Raw genomic sequence first — 22,321 nt, forward strand, 5'->3', positions numbered from 1 at the left:
AATGGATCTGTTCCAGGCGATGTCGGTGTACGTCAAGGTGGTGGAAGCGGGAAACATGACCGCCGCTGCCCGGGAATGCGGCATGTCCACCACCATGGTGGGCAATCACCTGCGTGCCCTGGAGCAGCGCCTCGGGGTGCGCCTGCTCAATCGCACGACGCGCCGCCAGCGCCTCACCGAGTTCGGCACCGAGTACTACCAGCGCTGCCTGGCGGTGCTGGGCCTGGTAGCGGACTCCGAGCGCCTGGCGGAGCAGGCCCAGGGCGAGCCCTCCGGCACCTTGCGCATCACCGCGCCGCTGACCTTCGGCACCGAGCGCCTGGCGCCGGCCTTGAGCGAGTTCCAGCAGCGCTGTCCCCTGGTCAAGGTGGAGCTGACCCTGGCCAATCAGCGTTTCGACTTGAGCGACGGCGCCTTCGATGTGGCCGTGCGCCTGGGCAACCTGGATAACTCCTCGCTGATTGCCCGGCCGCTGCAGGATTACACCCTGACCATCTGCGCCGCTCCGGAGTACCTGGAGCGTTGCGGCACCCCGCAGGTTCCCGAGGATCTGCAGCAGCACAACTGCCTGGCATTTGCCTACCCGGCCGGTGACGAGTGGAGCTCCACCGCCACGCAATGGCCGTTGCGCGGGCCCGAGGGGGATGTGCTGGTTGCGGTGTCCGGCTCGCTGCTGACTAACACGTCGTCCGGCCTGCACCGGGCGGCGCGGGGTGGGCTGGGGCTGGTGATGATGCCCGATGCGCTGGTGGAGGAAGACCTGCAGCAGGGCCGTCTGGTGCCGGTGCTGCAGGATTATCAGTTGCCCTTCCGGACGATGCATCTGCTCTATGCCCAGGACCGCTATCGCTTGCCCAAGCTGCGCAGCTTTGTCGACTTCGCCCTGGAGAAGTGGGGGCGTCAGGCTGACTCGCTGGCCAGCAGCATCATCGCTGCCGACAGGGTGTGACCGTCGGTGATCTGGCCGGCAGCGACCATTGCCAGCAACTCCTGGCGGCTGACCCACAGCAGGTGGTCCACCTCGCCATCGGTGGCGGTGGTCTGCTGTTCGGCGATCTCCACCTGACACACCGCCACCGCGCTGGCGATCAGCGAGGTGTTGCTGTGCAGCAAGCCCAGTTGGCGGACTTGCGATGCCTGCCAGCCGGTCTCTTCCAGCAGTTCCCGGGCCGCCGCGTCGCAGGCGCTTTCCCCGGCATCGATGGCGCCCCGGGGAAACTCGATGGACTGGCCGCCAATGGCTCGGCGCTTGAGGTCCACCAGCATCAGCCGGCCATCGGCCAGGGTCGGTACGGCCACCACGCCGTTCACCGCCTGGGCTTCCTTGATGATGAAGTAGCCGTTTTCGCGGACCACCTTGAAGTACGGGGTTTCCAGCAGGCACTGGCTTTCGATGACGGAACTCATGGGCGGTATTACTCCAGAAAACAACGATCGAACAGGTACAACTCGGTGGGCTTGAGGGTTTCCACTGTGGCCTGAGGGCGGCCGCCATCCCCGCTTTTCTTGCGTCCGGTTTCCTGCAGGTAGCCGGCTTCGCTCATCTTCAGCAGGCGCTGGCGAATGCTGGTCTTGAGCACTGGCCGTTGCAGCACCAGGGAGAAGATGCTCACCGCCTCCGGGGCGCTGAACTCGTTGCCGAGAAACATCAGCGGCAGGCTGCTGTACAGGGACTTGGAAAACAGCCGCTCCTGCACCTGGGCCACCAGCGCGTTGTGGTCGAAGGGCAGCTTGAAGGCGCCGCTGGCGACCTCGCCCAGAGCAAAGAACCCCTGATGCGCAGCGGGCTCCACCGGCTCGCTGACGATCCCCAGGTAGAAGGTCGAGGACGACCAGCAGCGCGGGTCGCGAAAGGCGTCGCCTACGGTGCCCACCTGTTCCAGCCAGGCCAGGGGCATGTCCACCTTGCTTGAACGGCGCAGGCGTTCCACTGCGTCATTCAGGCTGCGGTCCTCGACATCGCCGTTGACCACGATGCCCGGCAGCGCCCAGTGCCCGGTGAAAGGCTCGCTGTCGCGTTGATGGAGAAGGATTTCCAGCTCGCAGCGCTCGCGGTTGTAGCGCAGCAGGCACAGGTCGATGGTGTGCAAGTAGGCGCTGGGGAGGGTGGTGCGGTCGTGCATATCAACTTCCGTGGACGGCGTAGAGGCCGTAGTTTAGCGGATTCATGCCCGGTGCCAGCCATTGGCTGGGCGGTGTTTCGCCCCGGGCCAGGCACTGGCGCAATACGCTGCTGCGGACCCCGGGCTGTTCCTCGATGCAGAGGATGGAAAAGCGTTGCAGCAATTCCTCGCCGCGGTGGAACCTGGGCAACCGACAAGCGACGTCTTCACCCACCACCAGGGCGATGCGCTTGCCGTCCAGGGCCAGGTCGTCGGCCAGGCGTTGCAGCAGGGTGAAGCTGTAGACCGGACCCGGATCGGCCAGGGCCAGTTGGCGCTCCAGGCGGCTGACCGCCAGCTCGGCCTGGCACTCTGGCTGCAGGTGCGTGGTGATCGTCTGCAACCAGCTGGCCCGTTGCTCGAAATCGGCCATGCGCTTGCCATCCGGATGGCAAAAGCTCGGGACTACTAGTACCCGGCGGGCGTGGCGAGCGGCTTCGAGCATCACCTGGGCGTGTCCGGCGTGGGGCGGGTTGAAGGCGCCGCCATAGAGGGCCAGTTCAAACATCTGCTTTTCCTCGTTAGGTACATGACGTGTACCTTAGCATCGCTTTTGTCGGCGGAGAATCTACTTTTTCAGCTTATTTGTTCGGTTTGATTGAAGTCCGATTGAGAAAAATAAAATCCAAAGAGGGCTTGCCATGAAAGTACATGACATGTACTTTGTGCTCCATGCAGAGGAGAGACCCAGCATGAACAGCCAAACGATGAAGACCGCTTCCTTCGATGTCGATGCACAAAAGAGCTTTACCCCGCTGTGCCCGGACGAGTTGCCCGTGACCGAAGGCGATCGCATCGGCGGCGAGCTGAATTTCATGGCGACCCTGGCCAGCCTGCGCATCGGCAGCAAGGACGCCCACAGTTCCCGAGCCCCCTGGGTGGTGGCCGGGCACGACCAGATGCTCCAGCCCACTGGCCTGGCGCACGCCGACCTGACCTGGGTCAGCCACTGCGTGCCGGGCACCGAGGGTTTTACCCTGCTGGACGAGCTGCCCACGCCTTATGACTACGACTACTTCGTGTGGAAGGGCGTGGAACCGGACCTGCACCCCTATGGCGCCTGCTACCACGACTTGCACGGCAAGCTCTCCACCGGCGCCATCGAGTACCTCAACAGCCAGGGCGTGGAGCAGGTCATCGTCGGCGGCCTGGCCCTGGATTTCTGCGTCAAGACCACCGCCCTGCAACTGGCCGCCGCCGGCTTCAAGGTGATCATTCACCTGCCGGCCTGTCGCGCCATCAGCGCCGAGGGTGCTACCCAGGCGATCGACGATATGCAACGAGCGGGCATCGCGGTTGCCGCGACCCGCGAAGAAACCGCCAGACTGGCCAAGGCTTGAGGAGTCATCATGGAAAGTGCATTCGACCGTAACAACGGCGTGATTCAGAGCCTGCTGGACACCGACTACTACACCTTCACCATGATGCAGGCGGTGCTGCACCAGCACCCCAATGTCGATGTGGAGTACCAGTTCATCGTTCGCTCCAAAGAGTCCCTGGTGCACCTGATCCCCGAGATCCGCCAGGAACTGGAAAAGCTCGCCGGCCTGCAGATGCGCGAAGGCGAACAGCGCTTTTTGTTCAACAAGCGTTTTCGTGAGTACCTGACCCCGGACTTCGAGCAGTTTCTCGGTCTGTTCCGCTTCAACCTGCGCTACATCCACGTGGCGGCGGTCGACGGCCAACTGAGCATTCGCGTCCGCGGCCCGATGTTGCACTGCATCATGTTCGAGCAGCCGGTGCTGGCCATGGTCAGCGAATTGCGCAACCGCGATAAGTACCCCGAAGTGGAGCTTGAGGATGTCACTCGCCGGCTCTATCAGAAGTTTGAATGGCTGGAGAAAAACGCCAGTCGCGACGAGCTTGCCGAGTTCCGCGTCTCGGATTTTTCCACCCGCCGGCGCCTGTCGTTCAAGGCCCAGCGCGAAGTGGTGAAGATCATGCGCAGCGATTTCCCCGGGGTCTTTGTCGGCACCAGCAATGCGCACCTGGCCTACGAGTTCGACCTGCCGCTGATCGGCACCATGGCCCACCAATGGCTGATGGTGCACCAGCAACTGGGGCGGCTGCGCGAGAGCCAGAATGCGGCCCTGGAGAATTGGGTGCACGAGTATCGCGGACGCCTCGGCATCGCCCTGACCGACTGCATCAGCACCGATTTTTTCCTCAAGGATTTCGACCTGTACTTCGCCAAGCTCTACGACGGCCTGCGCCAGGATTCCGGGGACCCGATCCTCTGGGCCGACAAGGTCCTGGCCCGCTACCGTGAGCTGGGCATCGATCCTCGGACCAAGGACCTGATGTTCTCCGATGGCCTGAACTTCGAGAAATGCCTGCCGATCCTGCGCCACGTGCGTGGCCAGGCCCGGTTCGGTTTTGGCATGGGCACCAGCCTGGCCTGCGATGTCGAAGGTGTCGAGCCGCTGAGCATCGTGATGAAGCTGGTGCGAGTCCACGGTGAACCGGTGGTGAAGTTCTCCGACGACCCGATCAAGAACGTCTGCGAAGACCCGTCGTTCCTTCGGTACGCCGCCCAGGTGTTCAACGTCAACCTTGCCAACTCGCCTCTGGAGGCCTGATATGAGCAGTCCAACCCAAGAACGCATTGCCCGGGAACTGGGCATCGACCGGCAACTGGTGCCTGGTGGCGAAGCCCTGGAAATCGCCCGGCGAGTGGCCTTCATCCAGCAAGTGCTGCGCGAGTCCGGCTGCACGACCCTGGTGCTGGGCATCAGTGGCGGAGTCGACTCCCTGACGGCCGGCCGCTTGTGTCAACTGGCGGTGGAGCAACTGCGCGGGGCAGGGCAGGAGGCGCGATTTATCGCCATGCGCCTGCCCTATAAAAGCCAGGCGGATGAAAGCGATGCCCAGGCGTCCCTGGACTTCATTCGCCCGGATAGCATCAGCACCTGCAACATTGCCGACAGCGTCGATGGAATGATGAATCAGCTGCGGATCGAAGGCTTGCAGCCCTCGGCGGCCCTCAGCGATTTCGCCAAGGGCAACGTCAAGGCCCGGGCGCGGATGATCGCTCAGTACGCCGTGGCCAACTTCAGCAACGGCCTGGTGGTGGGCACCGACCACGGCGCTGAAGCCCTGATGGGCTTCTTCACCAAATACGGCGACGGCGCCTGCGACCTGGCCCCGTTGTCGGGCCTGACCAAGACCCAGGTGCGGCTGCTGGCCGATGCCCTCGGCGCTCCCGCCCAACTGGTGCACAAGGCGCCCACGGCGGACCTGGAAGAACTGGCCCCGGGCAAGTTGGACGAAACGGCTTACGGCTGCAGCTACGAAGAAATCGATGCCTACCTGATGGGCGAGCCCGTCACCGACGCGGTGCGTCACCTGATCGAGCGTGCCTACCTGCGCACTGCTCACAAACGCGCCTTGCCACGGACCCCCGCGACAGCCGGCCTCTAGCAACGGACTTGCGTTGTCCGCCGGATCGCCTTCGCCGGCAAGCCGGCTCCTACAGACCGCGCCACCCCGAATACCGTAGGAGCTGGCTTGCCAGCGAAAGGGCCCGTACGATCGCCTTCGCCGGCAAGCCGGCTCCTACAGACCGCGCCACCCTGAATACCGTAGGAGCTGGCTTGCCAGCGAAGAGGCCCGCAGAGTCATCGCCATTCGCCGGCGGTCAGAGTCAGCGGTTTTCGCCTCCATGCCACCAGCGGGGGCGCTGGCCCTTGAACGAATGGCGGGTCGGTGCCAGTGCCTTGCGGTTGTTGCTGTCGAAGGCACCCAGCAGCAAGGCAACGGTCGGCTCATCATCGATGGCCCCCAATGAACTGCCGCACTGTGGGCAGAACGCCCTGCTGGAATAGTCCGATGACCTGAAAGTCGCCGGTGCGCCGCCAGGGCCAGTCCAGGTCACCCGTTCCCGGGGGAATTCGACCCACGCCAGCGTCAGCGCGCCGCTGTGGCGCTGGCACAGTTTGCACGAGCAGGTATGGGGATTGGCGGCAGGCCCCCGGGCCTCGAAGCGAATCTGCCCGCACAGGCAGCCGCCCTGGTACAGGCTGGCAGTCATCAGCGTGGGTTCTCCTGAGGAATCAAACGGTCCTTTTCCAAGTCATGCAGCAGCTCATCGAGCATCTCTCTGCGGCTTTCGATCTGCACCGGCGGAACATACCAGGCCGCCACACTATAGCCTTCACGACGGTAGTCGTAGGTCTTGAGCAGTTGGCCGTCCTTGAGCAGGCTGCCGCGCAAGTTGCTCTGGTAGGAGTAGGGCAGGGGGAAGGTCAGCAGGGTGATGGCATTCAGCGCGCCAAGCAACCCCGCGCTCTTGCCGCCTGGCTCGCTGATCAGCAGGCGGTAGCCGCTGCGGCTGTAGCCACCATCGAGAAAGGAGAAGGCTCCGGTTTGACGCAGGGCGGCGATGGTTTCCCGTTGCTCCTGTTCGTCGAAGCGACTTTTCACCGGGCCCAGGTCCAGGGTCAGCGGTACATAGGGATGTTGACTGCGGTAGTCCAGCGGCGCCATTTGGGTGCCACAACCGGTGATGGTCAGTGCGCCGCACAGCAGGGCAGTCAAACCTATGGGGTTCATTGGGCCTGACTCGCGCTTGGCAACAGTTGATCCTGACGCAGGTCGCCGGCAAAGGCGCGGGCGATGCGCTGGATATTCTGCTCTTGCATTTCACCGCCCTGATCCAGCAGCCAAGTGTATTTATGCGTCAGGTTGCGATAGCTGTATTGCTTGAGCACCTTGCCCTCGTGCAGCAGGGTGATGTCGGTGCGGGTATCGATGCCATTGGACAGCGGCATCAGGAACAGGGTGGCGGCACTGAGGAAGATCAGCGGCATCGGCGGGATCTCGCGGTCGGACTTGAATTGAATCCGAGCGCTGTAGTCGCCAGGTTCGCCGGCGCCGGTCTGGACATTCTCGAACACTCCGGTGGCACGCAGGGCGTTGCGCAATTCGGCGGCGCGCAATGGGTCATCGACCATCACATGCAGGGGCATCAAATAGGCTTGGCCATCCGTCAACGGACGGTCCGGCAAGGTGTCGGTTGCCGCGCAGCCCGCGAGCAGCAGAAGGGCGCAAAGGCTCAGGCAGGATTTCATGGATGAATCTCCGCAGTGGCGTTGGCTGGGCTGGTTTGCTTGTCGACGGGAAGGATGAAGGGCTTGGCCTTGTCCAGATCCAGCGGCATCCATTGCAGGTCCGGCAGCCCCGGCACCTGGCGCTGGGCAATCACGGCGTCACGGGGCATTTGATTGCTCCAGGCAAAGAAGCACTGGGTCACTTGGCTGCAGACCGAGCGAAACTCGCCGATGTAATACGCCTTGCCCGCCTCCAGGCGCAGCGGCAGTACGAACTCTTCGCGCGCTTCCTGGGATTGCAGGCGTGAGCCGAGCCCCGGGGTGTAGACCATGGACCAGAACTGGAAGTTGTAGAACTCGTAATCACCCGGTTTGAGCGGCATGACAAATACACTGCCGGCGGCGCGGGGTTCATGGATGTCCTCAGGCGTTGGTCGTGGGTCGCCCTCCCAGAGTGCCGCGGCGCCATTGATTGAGCCGCGTTTGCGAATCAGCAGGCGCAGGTTGGTGGCGGCACCGCCGCCGCCCAGGTACTGCGGGCCAATAGCGCCCACCAGATAGGTCGTGGGTTCGTTGGCTGCGGGTTGCAGAGGGGCGCTGACGATGGCGGCGGGTTGGCTGATGCAGCCAGAAACAATGCTGGTGGCCAGCAGCAAGGACGAAGCCTTGATTACGCGGAACATGGGGAACCCTGAAAATGACTTTGGACAAGGCGCAGGCAGGGAGGCATGAGTGTCTGTACATGGCCTTCCCTGGCGCCGCTCGTGAGCGGCGCGATGGTACGAGAACCTTAGGGCTTTGTGTAGCGCGTTACCCGGAATGACCTGCCCGGCGGCGCTATTGACCGAACCCCGGCGCTGCCTCTTCGACCTTTCTTTTGTACTGCACCTTGGCCTGGTCGGGGTTGCAGGACAGCAGGGCATCGACCTGGACAAAGCCCTTGCGCAGCACCAGCCTTGCTCGCCACTGATTGCCGCACGCACCAAAGAGCCCGGCGCTGAGCAGCCAGCCCAGGGCGAACCAAGGGTAGCCGGCGCCTGTATCGGGGATCAGCAGGGTCAGGCCCAGGGCGGCCAGGGTGAGGACGGTTACCCCGTGCAGGCCGGCGCAGAACGACCAGAGCACGGTGAAAAAGCACGCGGCAAAATTGAAACCCAGGGCCACCGCCTCCAGTTCGCCCTGGGGGTTGCGGTAGAGGCGGTACAGGCGTGTCTGCTGCTCCTTGAGGTGCTGTTTGATCCGTCTCTCACGCTTGGCAACCTGGATTTTCTCCTCGGCGCTGAGGTCGCTGTCATCGAAGATTTCCTGGAAGGTTTCTTCCAGCAGGTAATAGCCGGTGTAGTCGCTGCAGCGGCCGATGAGGTACAGGGCGTCGACGCGATAGCGGCGGTTGAGCTTCAACTGGGTATCACCACTGAAGAAGCTGTTGGCCGAGGTCTGGATGTGCAGGCAATGCTTGCCAAAGCTGTATTCGATATAGGGCTTGCCGGCAGTCTGAACCCGGCGGCGGTCAAAGTAGCCTTCCAGTTGCTCCACCTTCACTCCCGTGACGTCAGCCCTGGGTTGCGCCTGGGCGTTGAGCCACTTGGCGGTGCACCAGCCACCGACCATCAGGCAGAGGAAGCCGCACAGGATGACCTTGGCGAACAGCGGGCCATCCAGCAGGCCGATGAGGATGAGGCAGGAGAGCAACACAATGCCCGACAGGATGCAGGTGGTTTCAACATCAGCCTTCCAGGCGCGGGTCAGGTCTTGATTGATACGGTCGATTCTTTCCTGGTCGAGGACTCGGATAACGGCGGTCTCGCTGGGCCCAAGCCTCGGGCTTGGGCGGGTCTGGACAAGACGAAGCACAGGGACCGCCCGCGGGTTTGGGGCGGTCCATGCCTTCGAGGGGCGGGCAGACTACTGAACAAAGGGCCGGCTCATCAAGCTTTGCCGGCGCCTGGGTTGGCGCCCGACTCGCGCCGGGCCCTCAGCGCAGTTTCTCCAGCATCTGGTAGTACCACATGCCTGCCGCCAGCATCGGGTTGCCCAACTGGTCGCCAAAGGGCACGCGGATGTGCTGGCAGGCGGCGAAGGTGTCGTAGTGGCCGAGGTGGCCGGTCAGGGCCTCGGCCATGATCTCGCCCATGATGTGGCTGGTGGCCACGCCGTGCCCGGAGTAGCCCTGGCAGTACCAGACGTTGTCCGAGAGCTTGCCCAGTTGCGGGATGCGGTTGATCACGATGCCCATGGCGCAGCTCCACTGGAAGTCGATGGCCACGCCCTTGAGCGCCGGGAAGGTGCGCTCGATGCAGGGACGCAGTTCGCCGGCGATGTCCCGCGAGTCCTTGCCGCTGTAGTTGGCGCCGCCGCCGAACAGCAGGCGGCCGTCGGCGGTCATGCGGTAGTAGTCGAGCACGAAGCGACAGTCGTAGACCGCCAGGTCCTCGGGGTTGAGGCGCTTGGCCAACTCGCCCAACGGCTCGGTGGTGACGATGCCGCCCATGGCCGGGAAGATCTTGCCCTTGAGCTTTTTCGGCTCCAGCTTGTGGTAGACGTCGCCGGCCAGCAGCACCTGCTTGGCGTCGATCCGGCCCTGGGCGGTGATCACCGCCGGGCGTTCGCCGTGGACGATCTCCAGCACCTGGCTGTGCTCGAAGATCAGCGCTCCCAGGCTTTCGGCAGCCCGGGCTTCGCCGATGCACAGGTTCAGCGGGTGCAGGTGCAGGTTGCGGGTGTTCTTGATCGCGCCGTGATAGAGGTCGCTTTCCAGCAGGCCGCGCACCTGGGCCCGGTCCAGCAGGCTGACTTCGTCGCCCATGCCGCGGCGCACCGCTTCTTCGTAGTCGGCCCGCAGGCCCGGCAGGTGGCTGGGCTTGTAGGCCGCGTGCAGGTGGCCGTGCTTGAGGTCGCAGGCGATGGCGTATTTCTCCACCCGCTGCTGGATGATCCGGTGCCCGCGCCAGCGCAGGTTCCAGATGAAGTCATCGACTTCCTTGCCGAGGCTGCGGCCCATCTGTTTGCGCATGGCCTCGTCGCCCGAGAGACTGCCGGTGACCTGGCCACCGTTGCGCCCGGTGGCGCCCCAGCCGATCTTGTGGCTTTCGACGATGGCGACTTTCAGGCCGCGTTCGGCCAGTTCCAGCGCGCTGGCAACGCCGGTGAAGCCGCCGCCGATGATCACCACATCCACCTGATGGGTGCCTTGCAGAGTCGGGTAATGGGTTTCCTGGTTCAGGGTGGCGCTGTAGTAGCTGGGGCAGCGTTCGGCTGCCGGGGTCCGCGGATCGAAGGCGGCTGTCATGGAACAATCCTCGTAGAAAAATCAACCGGGCGGCTGCGTGTAGGGCAGCCGCCAGCGCTTCAGGAGCTGTCGATGATCTGCCGGGCGCAGCTCGGGTCAGGCAAAGCGGTTGCAGGCCGCCTTGCCCATGAGCCCTGCGCCGCAGATCGTTACTGCGGCTCAGGCCTGGGTCAGGTACCAGCGCCAGTCCTGCTCGCCGACTTCGGCCATGAACTGGCGGTACTCGGCACGCTTGACCGCCAGGTACACCCCGAGGAATTCACTGCCCAGGGCGTCCCGGGCCCAGGCCGATTGCTCCAGGGCGATCAGCGAGGTCAGCCAGTCGGTGGGCAGCAGCTCGGTGGCCTGGGCATAGCCGTTGCCTTGCACTGGGTCGCCCGGATCGAGGTGTTCGCGCAGGCCGCGATGCACGCCGGCGAGGATCGCCGCCGCCGCGAGATAGGGGTTGGCGTCGGCGCCGCAGATGCGGTGTTCGATGTGCCGACTGTTGGCCGGGCCACCGGGCACCCGCAGGCTCACGGTGCGGTTGTCGACGCCCCAGGTCGGCGCCAGGGGCGCGTAGCTGTTGGCCTGGAAGCGCCGGTAGGAGTTGGCGTTGGGGCAGAACAGCAGCAGCGATTCCAGCAGGGAAGCGAGCATGCCGCCCACTGCCTGGCGCAGTAGCGGGGTGCCGGCCGGGTCCTCGGAGGCAAACAGGTTGCGGCCCGCGGCGTCGGCAATGCTCACGTGCATGTGCATGCCGGTGCCGGCCAGGTGATCGAAGGGCTTGGCCATGAAGGTGGCCTGCATCCCGTGCTTGTGGGCCACGGCCTTGACCAGGCGCTTGTAGCGCACCGCCTGGTCCATGGCCTCCAGGGCATCGCCGTGTTCCAGGGTGATTTCCACCTGGCCTGGGGCGTACTCGGAGATCGCCGTGCGCGCCGGAATGCCCTGCAGTTTGCAGGCGGCGTAGAGGTCGGCGAGGAAGGGTTCGATCTGCTCCAGCTCCCTCAGACCATAGACCTGGGTGCTGCGCGGACGACCGCCATCGGCGTCAAGTGCCGGTTGCGGGCGGCCATTGCCGTCGCGCTTGGCGTCCAGCAGGTAGAACTCCAGCTCGCAGGCCATCACCGGGTGGTAACCCTCGGCCTTGAGGCTGTCGATGACCTTGATCAGCAGGTGGCGCGGATCGGCGATACTGGCGGGCAGGCCCTCCTGCGGGTGCATGCTGACCTGCACGGCGGCCGTGGGGATCTGCCGCCAGGGCAGGCGCACCAGACTGCCGGCCAACGGGTAGGCACGGCAGTCGATATCGCCCACGTCCCACACCAGCCCGGAATTCTCCACGTCGTCGCCGTTGAGGGTCAGGCCGAGGATGGTGCTGGGCAGGGGGCGACCGCTTTCATACACCGCCAGCAGTTCTTCGCGGTGCAGCAGCTTGCCCCGGGGCACGCCGTTGGCGTCGAGGATGAACAGCTCGATCATGTCGATATCGGGGTGGGCGGCCAGGAAGTCACGGGCTTCGTCGAGGGCTGCAAATTTCATGAGGAGTCTCGCTTGCGCCATCAAGGCGCACAGGTTTTCAGGTCCTGCAACGACGCCGCGCACGATGCGGTTGCAAGGGTAGAAATCAGGTCTGGGAGCGGCACGCGCAGGAGGGCGCGATCAGGCCAGAAGCGAGTGATCCGGAGGACGTGAGGAGTGGCGCAGACGGGAACGGCACAGGGCCATGGGCAGGTTGACCAGAAGCTTCATGGGCAGGGCCTGTCCAGGAAGTACACACCGATGACGGCAGCGCGGTCCTCATGGACCTCATGGAGCGCAGGAGCGTGGCAGCGGCAGGACAGTGAGAACCGAGCGTCGACAAGCGCACCGCGGCCACTGTGCAGGGGCGCGGGAGCTGATCTGTCGAATCCGTGAAACGGGTTCAGGGGATGCATCGGCCGGGTGATCTCGCTGTCGAGTTCGTTGTGATTATTCTTTATGTGAACCGGGCGCTGGTGGGGCGGATCAATGGGTCCGTCTCCCCAGGGCGGATCAATACTGCAAGAATCCGCCAGCCAATGTAAGGGGGGTAAAAGGCTCAAGTCCCCTGGCGAGCGTCCTTCGAACAGAGGGAGAGGTGCGTGCTAGAGCGGTGCAGTCCTGATGTCAGGAGTGTCTGATTTTTTTTACAGAACCTCAGTAGACCCCGGGCAGCAGGCGCCAGCTGTGGGCGCAATAGTCGTCGTACTCCTGGCCGAAATGGCTGCGCAACAAGGCTTCTTCGGCATGAATTCGCGCGATCAGCGGGATCAGGGTCAGGGCCGCCAGCAGCAGCCCCAGCCCGGAGCGAAAGGCCAGGGCCCAGCCCACGGCGTTCACCAGCAGACCGAGGTAGCTGGGGTTGCGCAGGTGGCGATACAGGCCGTCCACCACCAGCCTGTGCCCGCTCTGGATCGCCACCAGTCCACTGAAGCGTCGGCCGAGGATGAACACGGGCCACAGGCGCAGTACGCCGCCGAGGGTGAACAGCAAGGCACCCAGCCAGCGCAGGCCTTCGTCGCCAAAGGTCCAGAAGTCGATGCGGTCGCTGTAGGCCGGAACGAAGCCGCTCAGCAGGCCGATCACGGCGAAGGCCCCAAGCACCCAGCGGTTGCCCTGGTCCTCCTGCACGCCGCTGCTGAGGTTGACCTCGCTGTACAGCGAGGCCACCACCATCAGCAAGGTGACGATGACGATCAGGTTCAGGGGCGGGTGGGCGAAGAACGCCGTGAAACCGCCGAGGCCCCAGATTGCCAGGCCCAGGTAGGCAAGGGCGCCGAGCACGCTGGAAACGGCCAGTCGAGGAGAGATGTTCATGTTGATCGCCCAGGGTGAGGAGCCTCCCCTGAGTGTAGGAGTCCGCTTGCGGGCGAATGCGCTCGTTCGTCCGCCAGCGCGCCTCAGGCCGATCAGGCGGTCGTCCTTTGCGTCAGGTGGCTCACCAGGAAATCGATGAAGGCCCGGGTCTTCTGTGGCACGCGCCGGGCCGAGGGATAGACCACGTTGACGCTGATGGGCGGCGCCTGCCATTCACACAGCACCGGCACCAGGCGTCCGGCGGCCAACGCATCCTCGACGATGAAATCCGGCAACAGGGCGATGCCCATGCCGGCCTCGGCGGCCTGGGCCAGCAGGTCGCCATTGTTGGCGTGCAACGGTCCGGTGACGTGTACCCGCTGGGTGTCGCTGCCGTGGCTCAATTGCAGGCTGACCCCGCTTTGCAGGTAGCCATAGTTGAGGCACTGGTGGCTGCTCAGCTCCTTGGGGTGGCCAGGCACTCCGGCCCGAGCCAGGTAGCTGGGCGCGGCCACCATGATCCGCGGCGCCGGTGCCAGTTGGCGGGCCACCATGGATGAATCCGGCAGGCTGGCGATGCGCAGGGTGACATCGAAACCGCCGCGCACCGGGTCCACTTGCTGGTCGCTGAGCACCAGTTGCAACTCGATCAGCGGGTGCTGCTCATGGAACAGCGGCACCAGCGGCCCGAGCCGACGCAGACCGAAGGACATCGGTGCATTGACCCGCAACACCCCGCGCAATTCGGCGATGCCGTCCCGGGCCCGCTGCTCGGCTTCGTCCACGGTCGCCAGCACTTCCCGGGCACTTTCGTAGTACTCGGCACCGGCCTCGGTCAAATGCAGGCTGCGGGTGGTGCGCTGCAGCAGTTGCACGCCGATGGCTTCTTCCAGAGCCTGGATCTGTTTGCTGACCTTGGAGCGGGGTACGTCCATTGCCCGGGCAGCGGCGGCAAAACCGTTCTCGTCAACGGTGACGACAAAGGCGCGCATGCATTGGATGCGGTCCATGATTGTCCCTTATTTGGAATCAATGATTCTCGATTTTAGGGAATTGTCGCTGTTTCAGCCATCCCCTAAATTAGCCACCAAGCCGGACGCAAAGGGGCGCAGCAGCGCCATCAGCCGGTCATGTTCGACCCTCACTCTCTGACTGCAAAAGGAACGCGCCATGTCCATTCGTGAATTGCTGAACCCGGCCAACTCGGCCCTGATTCTCATCGACCACCAGCCACAGATGGCTTTCGGCGTGCAGTCGATCGACCGCCAGACCCTGAAGAACAACACCGTGGCCCTGGCCAAGGCGGCAAAGATCTTTAACGTGCCGAGCATTCTCACCTCGGTGGAGACCCAGAGCTTCAGCGGCTACATCTGGCCGGAATTGCTGGCAGTGTTTCCTGATCAGCAGCCTATCGAACGCACCTCCATGAACTCCTGGGAAGACCGCAAGCTGGTGGAGGCGGTGAAGGCCACCGGGCGCAAGAAATTGGTGATGGCGGCACTCTGGACTGAGGTCTGCCTGACCTTCCCGGCCCTGGAAGCCCTGGCCGAAGGCTACGAGGTGTACATCGTCACCGACGCCTCCGGCGGCACCAGCCAGGAAGCCCACGACATGGCTGTGCAGCGGATGATCCAGGCCGGTGCGGTACCGGTGACCTGGCAACAGGTGCTGCTGGAATACCAGCGTGACTGGGCGCACAAGGACACCTACGACGCGGTCATGGGCCTGGTGCTGGAGCACAGCGGCGCCTACGGCATGGGCGTGGACTATGCCTACAGCATGGTGCACAAGGCGCCGCAACGTCAGCTGTAGGAGGTGGCTGGCCGGCCAACGCGATCCTGCGGGGCGCTTCGCTGGCAAGCCGGCTGCTACGGGCCTTAACTGTGAAGCGCGGGTGCAGCCCTGCTGCATCCGGCGCGATCTCCTTCCCGACGCTGGAGCCTTGTGATGAATATCGAACTCACCGACGGTGTGGTGACCTTGCTGGTGCGCCACCGGATCAAGCACGGCCAGGAGCAGGCCTATGAAACCTGGCTGCGGCAGATCATCGCCAAGGCCCGCAGCTACCCGGGGCATCTGGGCATCGACGTGGTCCGTGGCCACAGTGGCGGTCTGGGGCTGTTCACCAGCGTGCTGCGCTTTGCCAGCACCGAGCAGTTGCAGCACTGGCTGGATTCCGCCGACCGCCGCGAGCTGGTGCAACAGGCGCAGCATTTGCTGGCCGATGGCGACCAGACCGAAATCAATGCTGACCGTGAGTTCTGGTTCACCCCTCAGGACGCTGCTGCGCCAACCCCGCCACCGCGCTGGAAGCAGGCCTGCGTGACCTTCCTGGTGATCCTGCCGCTGAGCTTTCTGGTGCCTCAGTTATGGAAGCCGGTGTTTGCCCAACTGCCTTGGCTCGGCGCTTATGTGCCAGCCACGGTGCTGATTACCCTGAGCATCGTGCTGCTGGTGGTCTACGTCTTCATGCCCCGGGTCACGCGTCTGTTTCGCCGCTGGTTGCAACCGCGCAGCGCGGCTTGATTCCCCACGACTTTCATCTGGAGCAATGCCATGCAACCCCAAGCAATTGCCGACCTGATTCTGTTCAACGGCCGCCTGCATACCGTGGACCGGGCCAAGCCCCGGGCCAGCGCGGTAGCGATCAAGGACGGTCGCTTCATCGCCGTGGGCAACGACGCCCAGGCCATGGCCCTGCGCGGCGCCGGCACCCAGGTCATCGACCTGATGGGCCGCACGGTGATCCCCGGGCTCAACGACTCGCACCTGCACCTGATCCGCGGCGGACTCAACTACAACCTGGAACTGCGCTGGGAAGGCGTGCCGTCCCTGGCCGATGCCCTGCGCCTGCTCAAGGAACAGGCCCTGCGCACCCCTGCGCCGCAGTGGGTGCGGGTGGTGGGCGGCTGGAACGAATTCCAGTTCGCCGAGAAACGCATGCCGACCTTGGAAGAACTGAACCAGGCGGCCCCGGACACTCCGGTGTTCGTGCTGCACTTGTATGACCGGGCCTTGCTCAATCGTGCTGCGCTGCGGGTGGTGGGCTACGACCGCAACACCCCGAACCCGCCCGGTGGCGAGATTGTCCGCGATGGCAATGGCAATCCCACTGGCATGCTGATCGCCCGGCCCAACGCGATGATCCTTTACTCGACCCTGGCCAAGGGGCCCAAGCTGCCCCTGGAATACCAGGTCAACTCGACCCGCCAGTTCATGCGCGAGCTCAATCGCCTCGGGGTGACCAGCGCCATCGATGCCGGCGGCGGCTTCCAGAACTACCCGGACGACTATCAGGTGATCAACGAACTGGCGGCCAAACAGCAACTGACCGTGCGCATCGCCTACAACCTGTTCACCCAGAAACCCAAGGAAGAACTGACCGACTTCAAGCACTGGACCGCCAGCGTCACCTACGGCCAGGGCGACGACTTCCTGCGGCACAACGGGGCAGGGGAGATGCTGGTGTTCTCCGCCGCCGACTTCGAGGACTTCCTCGAACCGCGCCCCGATCTGCCGCAGACCATGGAGCAGGAGCTGGAACCGGTGGTGCGCCACCTGGTGGAGCAGCGCTGGCCGTTCCGCCTGCACGCCACCTACGACGAATCCATCTCGCGGATGCTCGATGTGTTCGAAAAGGTCGACCGCGACATCCCCTTCAACGGCCTGCCGTGGTTTTTCGATCACGCAGAAACCATCAGCCCGAAAAACATCGAGCGGGTGCGGGCCCTGGGCGGCGGCATCGCCATCCAGGATCGCATGGCCTTCCAGGGAGAGTATTTTGTCGAGCGCTACGGGGCCAAGGCTGCCGAGATGACCCCGCCGATCCAGCGCATGCTCGCCGAAGGCATTCCGGTGGGCGCCGGCACCGACGCCACCCGAGTCTCCAGCTACAACCCCTGGACCTCGCTGTACTGGATGGTCAGCGGCAAGACCGTCGGCGGCCTGGAGCTGTATCCCCAGGGCTTGAGCCGCGACACCGCGCTGGAGCTCTATACCCACGGCAGCGCCTGGTTCTCTTCGGAACAGGGCAAGAAAGGCCAGATCAAGGTCGGGCAACTGGCGGACCTGGTGGCCCTGTCGGCGGACTACTTCAGTGTCGAGGAAGAGGCGATCAAGTGGATCGAATCCTTGCTCACCGTGGTGGACGGCAAGGTGGTCCACGCCGCCGGCGACTTCGCCAAACTGGCCCCACCGAGCCTGGCAGTGACCCCGGACTGGTCGCCGGTGGTCAAGGTGTCGGGGCATTGGAAACCCGGTGCACCGTTGCAGAACCAGGTGCACCAGTGCAGCGGCCCGTGCGCGGTGCATGCCCATGGACACCAGAAGGCACGGCTGTCGAATGTGCCGGTGAGTGACTTCCAGGGGTTCTGGGGGGCGTTTGGGTGTTCGTGTTTTGCGTTCTGAAGCAAGCCAGTAAAAAGGCGACAGGACGGTAGATCGTCCTGTTGCCTGTTTTTTTGGTCAATCTCCCGGCCGCTCGAGGGATAGAAAGCCTGTCAGTCGATACCGGGAGGCGTGTACGCCTGTTCGATATGGCCGATGTTCTTGTTCAAGATAGGCTTGGAGATTCTGAGGATCAGCGACTCAACGTGTTTGGGGAAATCCATCCAATCGGAGCTGCCAACATCGTAGGCGGAGATGTAGCGAACGATTTCGTAGCGTTTATCGGGCTTCTTCTTGATTCCCGCGGGGAACTGGATGTCCACATCCCGGCGAATAGCCGAGTAGGCTTCTTTCAACAGATTGGTGGCTTTGCCGAGGTAGATGAGGTTGGCCATCGAGTCATAGAAGGCGTAGATGCCTGCCCGCTCTTCGTGGCCCTTGAACAGGGTTTTCAACTGCGCCATCACTGGCTGGTCCTGCTTGAACTCGGCGAACTCCACCACTGACTGGAATTCAGGCGTAAAGGCGCGGTGAATGAAGTACTCGACCGTGATGTGCTGCGGCTGGCATTGGCCAGAACACCAGTCCTCGATCTGCTTGCTGCTGTACCCGGTATGGGCACAGGCAGTTTCTATGTCCCCCGAGTAATACCGTTCAATGATGTAACGCAAAACGCCGCTGCGATCAGTCACAAAAAAATCCTTTTCTCCAGGTTGGACTCGGCTATCGAGTATCCCGCGTGATGGTTGTAGTGGGTCTTCAACAAGGGGCTTGAGCTCCGTGTGCCGACCTTCAGGTCGGTTTGAGCGGGAGCAATGCTACTAATTGGCCATTATTCTGTCCAACCGTCAGATGATGAAGTTCTTGACCTGATCCCGGTGTGCGGGAAAAGTTACTCAGGTTTATTGCAGACAATAAAAAGGGGCGCTGAAAGTTCAGCGCCCCTTGTTGGCTTATATCCGGTTTTAACTTGTCTCAACAAAACCGATCAATAACCCGAACTTCCGACTTGTCCCGCAGCGACTGCCATTCGGCTTTCAGGGTCTCCAGTACCCGGCCGATGAAGTCCTTGTCGGCGGCGGCTTTCTTGCCGACGTAGCCCTGGCCGCGGCGGTACATCTTCAGGCGGGCCGCCAGGTCCCGGTTGTTCTGGTCGAACTCTGCTTCATGGCTATGGGGCGACAGGCAGTCGATATGCACTTGGCCCGACTTGGCAATCCACAGGATGTGGCTGTCGTGGCTGTCTTTCTGTGCGGCGAACATACGTGCCAATTCATCAATAGTGGGTTGATTATTAAGATTCATTTGTAGCCCCCTTGACCATTTATCGATCTATCTAAGTTGATTCGCTAATTCATCTTGCTACGTCGGTAAGTTGAACCCTGATACCGGAAACAGGGCGACAGAGGGTGTCTGTCGGATACAGATAAGGCCCAGAGCCTGATGCGTGTAGTTGCCTTGATTAACTGCTACGCAATAGCGTCACAACGAAGAGAAGCAGCGTAAACCTGGATGAAGCTGCCGACATTCCCATCATCGGCCACAAGCATCTTGAGGAGTTTTCGCCGGCTTCCCGTCTTGGTACTGGACGGTCAATGCCAGGTCAGTTTCATCAATCTGCCTTGTGGGCAGTACACATCCGGGTCACAGCTCGGCGGTCAGACGAGCTTGCTCATAACACCTTTGCCTCGTCCCCCGATCGGGGGGACGTCTGCATCATGCAAGGGCGAAATCCTCTCGTCAACGGTTTTGTAGTGAAAATTTTCAAGCACTACATCTTGTCTGACAAAAGCCGCAAAGCCATCATCCAGACACCCTATCGGCGGCCAGGACAGGTAGAATCGGCGCCTTGAAACAGCTCTGAGGTTGCAGCGGTGGATGTACAACAAGGCTTCGTCCTGACTCGGCACTGGCGCGATACGCCGGCGGGCACGGAAGTCGAATTCTGGTTGGCCACCGACCAGGGCCCGCGCCGGATCCGCTTGCCGTTGCAGACTTCCGTGGCCTTTGTCCCGGCGGTGCAGCGTCCTCAGGCCGAGCGCTTGCTGGCCGACGACCCGGATGTCGAGCTGCGTCCCCTGCAGTTGCGCGACTTCCACCAGCGCCCGGTGCTGGGCATGTATTGCCCGCAGCACAATCAGCTGATGCGTCTGGACAAGACCCTGCGCCGCGCCGGTGTCGAGGTGTTCGAGGGCGACGTTCGCCCGCCCGAGCGCTACCTGATGGAGCGTTTCATTACTGCGCCGGTATCCTTTGGCGGCCAGCCAGGGCCCGACGGCCTGTTACTCGAGGCGCAGATGAAGCCGGCGCCGGATTACCGGCCCGCACTCAAGCTGGCGTCCCTGGACATTGAAACCAGCGAGCGCGGCGAGTTGTACTCCATTGCGCTGGAGGGCTGTGGCCAGCGCCAGGTGTACATGCTCGGCAAGGCCCGGGAGGACGATAGCCCCGTGGACTTCGACCTGGAGTTCTGCGCCAGCCGCGAGCAGTTGCTGGAGAAACTCAACCAGTGGCTGGCCCGGCACGACCCCGACGCGATCATTGGCTGGAATCTGGTGCAGTTCGACCTGCGGGTGCTGCATGAGCATGCCCGGCGCCTGGCGGTGCCCCTGCGCCTGGGGCGTGGTGGCGAGGAGATGCAATGGCGCGAGCACGGCAGCCGCACTCATTACTTCGCCTCGGCCGCCGGACGCTTGATCATCGACGGCATCGAAGCCCTGCGTTCGGCGACCTGGAGCTTCCCGTCCTTCAGCCTGGAAAACGTCGCCCAGACCCTGTTGGGGGAGGGCAAGTCGATCGACAACCCGTACCAGCGCATGGACGAAATCAACCGCATGTTCGCCGAGGACAAGCCGGCCCTGGCCCGCTACAACCTCAAGGACTGCGAGCTGGTGACGCGGATTTTCGCCAAGACCGAGCTGCTGACCTTCCTCCTGGAGCGGGCCACAGTCACTGGCCTGCCCGCTGACCGCAGCGGCGGCTCGGTGGCGGCTTTCACTCACCTGTACATGCCGCTGATGCATCGCCAGGGCTTTGTTGCCCCCAACCTCGGCGAGCTGCCGCCCCAGGCCAGCCCTGGCGGTTTTGTCATGGATTCGCGCCCCGGCCTCTATGAGTCGGTGCTGGTGCTGGACTACAAGAGCCTGTACCCGTCGATCATCCGCAGTTTCCTGATCGACCCGGTGGGGCTGGTGGAAGGCCTGCGCCAGCCGGATGACCAGCACTCGGTCGCGGGCTTTCGCGGTGCGCGCTTCTCCCGCACCCGACATTGCCTGCCAGCGATCGTGACCCGGGTCGCCGAGGGCCGTGAAGTGGCCAAGCGCGAGCACAACGCGCCGCTGTCCCAGGCCCTGAAGATCATCATGAACGCCTTCTACGGCGTGCTCGGGTCCAGCGGTTGCCGCTTCTTCGACCCACGCCTGGCTTCATCCATCACCCTGCGTGGCCACGAGATCATGGCGCGTACCCGGCAGTTGATCGAAGCCCAGGGCCATCAAGTGATCTATGGCGATACCGACTCCACGTTCGTCTGGCTCGGCAGCCTGCATGACGAGGAGCAGGCGGCGCTGATCGGGCGCGGCCTGGTGGCCCACGTCAACCAGTGGTGGCGCGAGCATCTGCAGCAGCAATATGGCCTGGAAAGCGCCTTGGAGTTGCAGTTCGAAACCCACTACAAACGTTTTCTGATGCCCACCATCCGCGGCGCCGAGGAGGGCAGCAAGAAGCGTTATGCCGGGCTGGTGCAGCGCGCCGATGGCCGTCAGGAGATGGTCTACAAGGGGCTGGAGACCGTGCGCACCGACTGGTCGCCCCTGGCCCGGGAATTCCAGCAGGAGCTGTACCAGCGGATCTTCCATCGCCAGCCCTACCAGGACTATGTGCGCGACTACGTGCAACGCACCCTGGCCGGGCAACTGGATGATTGGCTGATCTACCGCAAGCGCCTGCGCCGTCCCCTGGACGACTACGAGCGCAACGTGCCACCCCATGTTCGCGCCGCGCGCCTGGCGGATGAATACAACCGTGAGCAGGGCCGGCCGTTGCAGTACCAGAACGGTGGCTGGATCAGCTACGTGATCACCCTGGCCGGCCCCGAGCCCCTGGAAAACCGCCGCGCGGCCATCGACTACGAGCACTACCTGACCCGGCAGCTGCAGCCGGTGGCAGATGCCATCCTGCCGTTCGTGCAGGACGACTTCAGCACCCTGGTGGGCGGGCAGATGGGCTTGTTCTGAGAGGCCTCAGTCGTCCACGGTTTCGCACAGACCACTGGCACCGTGTTTGTCGCTGTATTTCACGGTCACCGAATCGTCGTCCTCGACGCTGATGGTCAGGGTTGTTTCCGGCGTCTTGACCTGGAAATGCCGGTCATCCACGGCGCTGCTCTTGACCGCTTTGCCATTGATGTAAATCGGTCCGCCCTGGTCGGCACTGACGGCCAGATTGCCGGGGCAGGAAACGTTGAATAGCGGTACACCTTCGGCGTGGGCGGCGCCGGTGAAGATTATCAAAGTGCCCAGCAGCAGGATTTTGCGCATCGCGGACTCCTCGTGGAACAGCCTTGGGGCAGAGGCTTGAGCGAGCTTTGCAGCCCCGGATTGATGCTTAGCCTATCTGCTGCCAGAGCCGTGCGCGAG

23 protein-coding genes are annotated in these 22,321 nt (G+C 63.4%); 8 read left to right on the plus strand and 15 right to left on the minus strand.

Annotated elements, in window-relative coordinates:
• Position 1 precedes the first annotated feature (1 nt).
• A complete protein-coding gene (locus ACSSVC_RS16510; RefSeq protein WP_492611015.1) occupies positions 2-949 on the plus strand; it encodes a LysR family transcriptional regulator in 948 nt (315 codons plus the stop codon).
• Here the strand turns inward: ACSSVC_RS16510 and ACSSVC_RS16515 are convergent.
• From ACSSVC_RS16515 to ACSSVC_RS16525, 3 genes are read right to left on the minus strand one after another with little or no spacing between them, the layout of a single operon-like run.
• Positions 901-1,407, minus strand: a complete 507-nt coding sequence (locus ACSSVC_RS16515) for an NUDIX hydrolase (protein ID WP_404939437.1) — start codon at positions 1,405-1,407, stop codon at positions 901-903. The genes ACSSVC_RS16510 and ACSSVC_RS16515 overlap by 49 nt on opposite strands.
• Before the next feature lie 8 nt (positions 1,408-1,415).
• Complete coding sequence (locus ACSSVC_RS16520; RefSeq protein WP_404939439.1) at positions 1,416-2,123, minus strand: NUDIX hydrolase; 708 nt, start codon at positions 2,121-2,123, stop codon at positions 1,416-1,418.
• A gap of 1 nt (position 2,124) precedes the next feature.
• Positions 2,125-2,670: an adenylyltransferase/cytidyltransferase family protein gene (locus ACSSVC_RS16525; RefSeq protein WP_346635763.1), complete on the minus strand. Its 546-nt coding sequence runs from the start codon at positions 2,668-2,670 to the stop codon at positions 2,125-2,127.
• 184 nt (positions 2,671-2,854) lie between these two features.
• On the opposite strand from ACSSVC_RS16525, the gene ACSSVC_RS16530 reads away from it, so the two are divergent.
• From ACSSVC_RS16530 to nadE, 3 genes are read left to right on the plus strand one after another with little or no spacing between them, the layout of a single operon-like run.
• Positions 2,855-3,502 (plus strand): isochorismatase family protein, encoded by a 648-nt coding sequence (locus ACSSVC_RS16530; protein WP_492611016.1) that lies wholly within the window; start codon positions 2,855-2,857, stop codon positions 3,500-3,502.
• 9 nt (positions 3,503-3,511) lie between these two features.
• Positions 3,512-4,741, plus strand: coding sequence for a nicotinate phosphoribosyltransferase (pncB, locus tag ACSSVC_RS16535; RefSeq protein ID WP_346635765.1), 1,230 nt, complete (start codon positions 3,512-3,514; stop codon positions 4,739-4,741).
• Between the two features lies 1 nt (position 4,742).
• Positions 4,743-5,582 (plus strand): NAD(+) synthase, encoded by an 840-nt coding sequence (gene nadE / locus ACSSVC_RS16540; RefSeq protein ID WP_404939441.1) that lies wholly within the window; start codon positions 4,743-4,745, stop codon positions 5,580-5,582.
• 223 nt (positions 5,583-5,805) lie between these two features.
• Here the strand turns inward: nadE and ACSSVC_RS16545 are convergent, their stop codons facing one another.
• The 9 genes from ACSSVC_RS16545 to ACSSVC_RS16585 all read right to left on the minus strand — a co-directional run bounded on the left by ACSSVC_RS16545 (position 5,806) and on the right by ACSSVC_RS16585 (position 14,308).
• Positions 5,806-6,192, minus strand: a complete 387-nt coding sequence (locus tag ACSSVC_RS16545) for a GFA family protein (RefSeq protein ID WP_346635767.1) — start codon at positions 6,190-6,192, stop codon at positions 5,806-5,808.
• On the minus strand, positions 6,192-6,713 hold the full coding sequence (locus ACSSVC_RS16550) for a hypothetical protein (RefSeq protein WP_346635768.1): 522 nt from the start codon (positions 6,711-6,713) through the stop codon (positions 6,192-6,194). The genes ACSSVC_RS16545 and ACSSVC_RS16550 overlap by 1 nt, the downstream gene beginning before the upstream one ends.
• Positions 6,710-7,231, minus strand: a complete 522-nt coding sequence (locus ACSSVC_RS16555; RefSeq protein ID WP_346635769.1) for a hypothetical protein — start codon at positions 7,229-7,231, stop codon at positions 6,710-6,712. Before ACSSVC_RS16555 ends, ACSSVC_RS16550 begins: the two co-directional genes overlap by 4 nt.
• Positions 7,228-7,893, minus strand: a complete 666-nt coding sequence (locus ACSSVC_RS16560; RefSeq protein ID WP_053150851.1) for a hypothetical protein — start codon at positions 7,891-7,893, stop codon at positions 7,228-7,230. Before ACSSVC_RS16560 ends, ACSSVC_RS16555 begins: the two co-directional genes overlap by 4 nt.
• 154 nt (positions 7,894-8,047) lie before the next feature.
• Positions 8,048-9,064 carry a DUF2628 domain-containing protein gene (locus ACSSVC_RS16565; RefSeq protein ID WP_492611017.1) on the minus strand — a complete coding sequence of 339 codons (1,017 nt, stop codon included), beginning with the start codon at positions 9,062-9,064 and terminating at the stop codon, positions 8,048-8,050.
• Between the two features lie 121 nt (positions 9,065-9,185).
• Positions 9,186-10,499, minus strand: a complete 1,314-nt coding sequence (locus ACSSVC_RS16570; protein WP_446440043.1) for an NAD(P)/FAD-dependent oxidoreductase — start codon at positions 10,497-10,499, stop codon at positions 9,186-9,188.
• Between the two features lie 159 nt (positions 10,500-10,658).
• On the minus strand, positions 10,659-12,023 hold the full coding sequence (locus ACSSVC_RS16575) for a glutamine synthetase family protein (protein WP_346635772.1): 1,365 nt from the start codon (positions 12,021-12,023) through the stop codon (positions 10,659-10,661).
• A gap of 636 nt (positions 12,024-12,659) precedes the next feature.
• Complete coding sequence (locus tag ACSSVC_RS16580; protein WP_346635773.1) at positions 12,660-13,319, minus strand: methyltransferase family protein; 660 nt, start codon at positions 13,317-13,319, stop codon at positions 12,660-12,662.
• A 92-nt stretch (positions 13,320-13,411) separates the two neighbouring features.
• On the minus strand, positions 13,412-14,308 hold the full coding sequence (locus tag ACSSVC_RS16585) for a LysR family transcriptional regulator (protein WP_346635774.1): 897 nt from the start codon (positions 14,306-14,308) through the stop codon (positions 13,412-13,414).
• 160 nt (positions 14,309-14,468) lie between these two features.
• On the opposite strand from ACSSVC_RS16585, the gene ACSSVC_RS16590 reads away from it, so the two are divergent.
• The 3 genes from ACSSVC_RS16590 (at position 14,469) to ACSSVC_RS16600 (ending at position 17,705) form a co-directional block, all read left to right on the plus strand.
• Positions 14,469-15,110, plus strand: a complete 642-nt coding sequence (locus tag ACSSVC_RS16590) for a hydrolase (RefSeq protein ID WP_346635775.1) — start codon at positions 14,469-14,471, stop codon at positions 15,108-15,110.
• Between the two features lie 135 nt (positions 15,111-15,245).
• Entirely contained in the window at positions 15,246-15,824 is a 579-nt protein-coding gene (locus tag ACSSVC_RS16595; protein ID WP_404939453.1) for an antibiotic biosynthesis monooxygenase, read from the plus strand.
• A gap of 30 nt (positions 15,825-15,854) precedes the next feature.
• A complete protein-coding gene (locus tag ACSSVC_RS16600) occupies positions 15,855-17,705 on the plus strand; it encodes an amidohydrolase (RefSeq protein ID WP_492611018.1) in 1,851 nt (616 codons plus the stop codon).
• A 92-nt stretch (positions 17,706-17,797) separates the two neighbouring features.
• Here the strand turns inward: ACSSVC_RS16600 and ACSSVC_RS16605 are convergent, their stop codons facing one another.
• A complete protein-coding gene (locus ACSSVC_RS16605; RefSeq protein WP_346635778.1) occupies positions 17,798-18,376 on the minus strand; it encodes a GIY-YIG nuclease family protein in 579 nt (192 codons plus the stop codon).
• 283 nt (positions 18,377-18,659) lie between these two features.
• Positions 18,660-18,989 (minus strand): hypothetical protein, encoded by a 330-nt coding sequence (locus ACSSVC_RS16610; RefSeq protein WP_011060776.1) that lies wholly within the window; start codon positions 18,987-18,989, stop codon positions 18,660-18,662.
• Positions 18,990-19,558: 569 nt separating this feature from the next.
• Between ACSSVC_RS16610 and ACSSVC_RS16615 the strand changes: the two genes are divergently transcribed.
• A complete protein-coding gene (locus ACSSVC_RS16615; RefSeq protein ID WP_492611019.1) occupies positions 19,559-21,919 on the plus strand; it encodes a DNA polymerase II in 2,361 nt (786 codons plus the stop codon).
• Between the two features lie 6 nt (positions 21,920-21,925).
• Here ACSSVC_RS16615 and ACSSVC_RS16620 read toward each other — a convergent pair whose 3' ends face one another.
• On the minus strand, positions 21,926-22,222 hold the full coding sequence (locus ACSSVC_RS16620; protein WP_492611020.1) for a hypothetical protein: 297 nt from the start codon (positions 22,220-22,222) through the stop codon (positions 21,926-21,928).
• Positions 22,223-22,321: the final 99 nt, after the last annotated feature.

The organism is Pseudomonas sp. E1BtOHC1 (assembly GCF_058744285.1).